The organism is Nostoc sp. FACHB-152, from assembly GCF_014697475.1.
GTDB lineage: Bacteria > Cyanobacteriota > Cyanobacteriia > Cyanobacteriales > Nostocaceae > Nostoc_B.
This window is the reverse complement of sequence record NZ_JACJRV010000162.1, coordinates 1-5,254: the sequence shown is the minus strand read 5'-3', so window position 1 is coordinate 5,254 and position 5,254 is coordinate 1. Positions and strand designations below refer to the sequence as shown.

General features: G+C 40.5%; 2 protein-coding genes, 1 tRNA gene and 1 pseudogene. All 4 read left to right on the top strand.

What is annotated here, in order from left to right:
• Window positions 1-94 precede the first annotated feature (94 nt).
• Window positions 95-3,379: pseudogene (locus H6G76_RS35985) on the top strand (GAF domain-containing protein); the annotation flags it as partial.
• A gap of 60 nt (window positions 3,380-3,439) precedes the next feature.
• Complete coding sequence (locus H6G76_RS35980) at window positions 3,440-4,648, top strand: hypothetical protein (protein ID WP_190710967.1); 1,209 nt, start codon at window positions 3,440-3,442, stop codon at window positions 4,646-4,648.
• A 50-nt stretch (window positions 4,649-4,698) separates the two neighbouring features.
• Window positions 4,699-4,769: transfer RNA gene (locus H6G76_RS35975), tRNA-Gly, on the top strand.
• A gap of 202 nt (window positions 4,770-4,971) precedes the next feature.
• Window positions 4,972-5,196 (top strand): Arm DNA-binding domain-containing protein, encoded by a 225-nt coding sequence (locus H6G76_RS35970; RefSeq protein WP_242056684.1) that lies wholly within the window; start codon window positions 4,972-4,974, stop codon window positions 5,194-5,196.
• The last annotated feature ends 58 nt before the right edge of the window (window positions 5,197-5,254 follow it).

Sequence of the window (5,254 nt, the reverse complement as noted above, 5' to 3'; positions counted from 1 at the left end):
GCCTATTTTATTAACCCAGATTTTTGCCAAGCTTACTTCTTTAGGACGTATTCATCCCGTTTCTACAGGCATTAAACCCTCGTAAATTGGCTAAGGTATTGCTGATGTTGAAGATTTAGTAGAAGCAATCAACGCTGGTAAAGTATTCAAATATGTTACTAAACCCTGGGAAGCTGAGGAACTCAAAGCGGTAGTACGCCAAGCCTTGGATACCCACAACGTCCTCAAAGCCCGGACTCGTGAACTAACCCGCACACTCCGCCAGGAGTCGCTATTAAATACTGTTACGAATACGATTCGCAGTGCTTTAGATTATCGACAAATTCTGCAAGCGATTGTCGATACAGTTGGTCATATGTTAGAGGTGGATGTCTGTTTATTACGTCCGTTTCAAGATGGCCAGTTGGTTGATGAAGGATTTATTTACCAGAGATCTGCTATTTCTACTGTTGAGTTAGAGACATCAACATCAGGATATAAGAATAGTGTTGCGGCCTTACCGCCAGCATCATCTCTTTTGTCACAAACAGTTTGGGAAACCCGTGAAGTTCAAGTCATTTATGATGTTGCTAGTGATGAACGTATTCAAGGGGATACTCTAGAATTAGAGCAACGAGTCGCAGCTTTTGCAGAAGCGAATATTTGCTCTAGCTTAGTTGTGCCTTTAATTTGTCAACAAGAATTGTTGGCAGTGCTAGCACTTCATCAGTGTTCTGAGGCTCGTTTGTGGGCTACAGAAGAAGTACAGCTTGTTTCGATGGTAGCTGATCAGGCAGCTTTAGCTTTATCTCAAGCTTACGCCTACGAGCAAGTACGCGCTCTAGCTAAACGAGAAGCTTTAATTAATACTATTACAACAGCTATTCGCTCTAGCTTAGACCCACAAGATATTTTTGCTGCTATTACCCACAAATTGGGACAAGCCTTGCAAGTTGATGGTTGTGTCCTATCTTTATGGACAGAAGAAGATGAGTTTGTTCATTGTGTAGGTTTATACGATAGCTCTCAAAATCTTCAGCCTACGCTGAATCCAACACAAAGTCATATATTAAATAATAATATTGAACTAACATATCAACAATTACCCCAATCTCAAGCTCCTATTAAAGAAAATCCACTGCTACAAGAAATTCTGCAAACACAGGAACCTGTCGTAGTTTCGGATATGAGCATTTGTAATTCGGAACTGCGGGGGTTTAATTTACCTTGGAAAAAGCCAGCGCGATCGCTCATGCTTGTACCTTTATTGGCTGATGGTAAATGTATCGGCAGTATTACTCTCCGGGAAGGAACCAAAGTCAGACGGTGGCTATCATCTGATGTTGAACTAGCCAAGGCAGTGGCAGCACAAGCAGCGATCGCAGTACAGCAATCACGCTTATACCAAAAAACCCGCGAACAAGCCGAGCGACTATTAGAATTAGATAAACAAAAAACTGAATTTTTCCAAAATATTTCTCACGAGTTCCGTACCCCAATTACCTTAATTCAAGGGCCGCTAGAATCAGCAGTGGCGGCAGGTGAAGGGCTATCTCATGAACAAAGTGCGATCGCCTTACGCAATTCTCGCCGTCTGCTGAGATTAGTCAATCAGTTACTAGATTTGCAACGGTTAGATGCTGGGCGAATGCAGCCTAGTTTTCGTCCTTGTGATTTGGTGGAATTTGTCAGCCAAATTGTTGAATCATTTCGCCCCTACTGTGAGAAAAAGGGGCTGCATCTGGTTACTGATTTCAGTGAGTGTCCCAAAGTTTACTTAGACATGGAAAAATTTGACAAGGTTGTGTATAACCTCCTGTCAAATGCTATGAAGTTTACGCCTGAAGATGGCACAATTAGCGTCAACCTTCAAGCTCAAGGCTATCACTGCATACTACAAGTAAAAGATACAGGCATTGGTATTGTTAAAGAGCAGATTCCACTTTTGTTTGAGCGTTTTCGCCAAGCTGAAGGCTCCGAAAACCGTTCTTATGAAGGTAGTGGTCTTGGTTTAGCCTTAGTCAAAGAATTAGTAGAACTGCATGGTGGTAACGTTACTGTAGATTCAGAATATGGTAATGGAACTACTTTTACTTTATGGTTGCTTACTGGTAATTCTCACTTAGCCACCAACCAAGTTCTAGAAACACCTGCTGAGTTAAATACTAGTCGCGCTAGTGTCGAATTAGCTGATTTAGAACTAATAGAAGCAGTTACAGACAAGTTTGAAGATATTACAATTTCTGATGTTCAAAACTCAGTATTCAGCAATGGCAATTCCTTGCCATCAGCAGAACCGTCTAATCCACTGGCTTCTGGACACTCTATCTTAGTCGTAGACGATAATCCAGATTTACGAACTTACGTTTCAGATATCCTCCGACGCAACGGTCATCATGTTCACACAGCTCGTAATGGCTACGAGGGGTTTGGTATCGCTCAGAAAGTTGTGCCTAGCTTAATAGTCACTGATTTGATGATGCCTTTGGTGACTGGATTAGAGATGATTCGGATGATTCGCTCAGAAGAGAAACTGAAGGGAATTCCGATAATTCTCCTGACAGCGAAAGTTGATGAAGAAACCCGCATCGAAAGTACTGAATATGGTGCAGATGCATATCTAGCTAAACCATTTAACGACAGGGAACTTCTGGCAGAGGTGAGAAATCTTTTAGCCTTGAAGGAAAATGAACGACGGGTTTTGGAACTAAATACATATCTGACAGAATCAGTACTCAAGCGATTTTTGCCCAGTGTCCTGGTACAAAAAGCAGCAACGGGTGATTTAACACTTGATTTACGTCCAGAACCGCGCTTGATTACGGTTTTGTTCAGTGACATAGTAGGTTTTACTCAGTTAGCTAATACCTTAAGATCCCGTCGAGTAGCCGAGTTGCTGAATGAGTATTTAGAATGTATGACTAAAGTTGTGTTTGAAAATGGTGGGACAGTTGATAAGTTTATGGGGGATGCTATCTTAGCTTTATACGGAGCGCCAGAAGAACTTACTCCTAATGAACAGGTGCGTCGAGCCATCAATACAGCTAGAGGAATGCAACGCTCACTCTCTGACTTAAATCAACGTTGGCGAGAGCAAGGTATATTTGAAAACGATGGACGTTCTGGTGTGCAGTTTCGCTGTGGTATCCACCAAGGTACGGCAGTTGTCGGAATGTTTGGTAGTGCTGAACGTGCTGATTATACTGCTATTGGGCCGAGCGTGAATATTGCTGCCAGATTGCAAGCTGCGGCTGTGCCTGGTACTATTCTAGTTTCTGCGGCTGTCGCAGATTATTTACAGGATGAAGAAATTACTAAAGGAAGTCCGTTGAAACTTAAAGGAGTGGATGAAACAGTTTTAACTTTTGCTGTTTCGTCAGAACTAGTGGTTAATCGCTAAGATCCAAACTGAGTCTAGAAGTATTACCAAGGACTCTGAATAATATTTGGCTGCGGTGATATGACAACCCCGATTGCAGAAAAAACTCATATTCCACCTAAAAATTGGAGGCGACATAGTGATCCTCCAATTTTGTGGTTTTTTGTAGGTATTAGTTCTGTTTCTCTGCATCTGTTGATTTTTTGGTGGCTGCGATCGTCTAATGTATTTGGACTATGGTTGCCACAGGAAAGTCAAGTTGTTGTTCCTATTGAGTTAATCGAAATTTCTCCTTCAACAAAATCTACAAGCAAACCAAAATCATCTACTGCAATAGTTGCACCAAAACCAAAAATCTCAGCTAAACAGTCTGTATCAACAAGTTTGTCAAAAACAGAGCAAACAATACCTAAAAATCAAGATTCCAGTGCTAGTCTTCTGAAGAAACAGGAAGTTGTCGTTTCTCAAGCTAAAACCAAACCAGGTATCAAAAAAACTGTCTCTCAACCTAAACCTACACCAAAAACAACACCGAAACCCATTTTTACTCCTGAATCCACTAAATCCACACCGACACCAATACCAAAACCAAAAATTCCCCTAAGTAATCTGCCTTGGAATCGTCGGCAAGAAATTGTTTTAGGAAAAGGCAAGCGACTACCAAACGGTATTCCATTAGAACAGCCAACAGATAACAGTTCCCTTGGTTCAACTAGAAACACACCAACAAGTCCTAAAAAGCCAACTTCAAGCACACCATCTTCAGAAAATCCGAATACTTCAGCAAGAAATAATTCAATCCTACCAACTGAAAATACTCCTCAAATTCCTACAGGCGCAACTTCACCTACTCCTACAGAAAATACTCCTCAACCCGCCAACGAAAATAATCCCACCACCTCTGGACAAACTGGCTCAACAGCAACTATCACGCCATTACCTGATCAGGAAATGCGTCAATTAAGTAAAGATTTACCTGATGTTTTAGCTACATATCAGGGAAGTAAAACTAAAGAATTAGAATCAACTTTTATACCAAGTAGTGCTGGTCTTGCACCTGCACAACTCATAGTTAGCTTAATTATTGATCGCAATGGTAATTTTCAACAGGCTGAAATTAGACAAATAAAACCGATTAGACTACAAAGCGAAAAAATTACTTACGAGCAAGCCATAAAAGATCTATTCAAAAATGAGCAGTTTACCGCAGGCCATAATTTAGATGGTAGCAAACCAGATTTCAGCAATTTAATTGTCAGGGTTGTTATTAGCTCTGGTGGTTCTAATTAGCTGCTTGAATTTTACTGAAAACAGTGTTATTATGATATGGTTTGGCTTTTGCGGGCGTAGTTTAGTGGTAAAACTATAGCCTTCCAAGCTATTAATGCGGGTTCGATTCCCGCCGCCCGCTTAATAAAGAAAACCCTTGTAGGTTAAGGCTTACAAGGGTTTTTTGTATTTATAGAACAGTTGCTTTTATAGTATTTTTGTACTAAAAATATACAATAATTTGGGGTAGTTTAGGGTACTTTGGGTGTGATTTGGGTGTACTTTGGGTGTGATTTGGGTGTAAATTGGGTGTAAGCTTAGCGTACAAACGTACTACTAATTATATGTACACCAAAACATCTACAGGTAAAGAACCTAAGGGAAGTGTATCTATCATTGATTCCAATAGCCGGTTACAACTAAGGTTTCGTTATGGAGGTAAAAGATACTATCTATCTCTTGGTTTACCGGATACAAAAATAAACCGTAAAGCAGCAGAAAGGCAGAAAAATCAGATTGAGTTAGATACAGCAGTTTCCTGTGTTATGAGGTACAGTAACAGCAATTAGTAAACCAGTTTCTTAAATGTTGAGGATTCATTAAGTTGAGTGCAACTGAGATAACTGT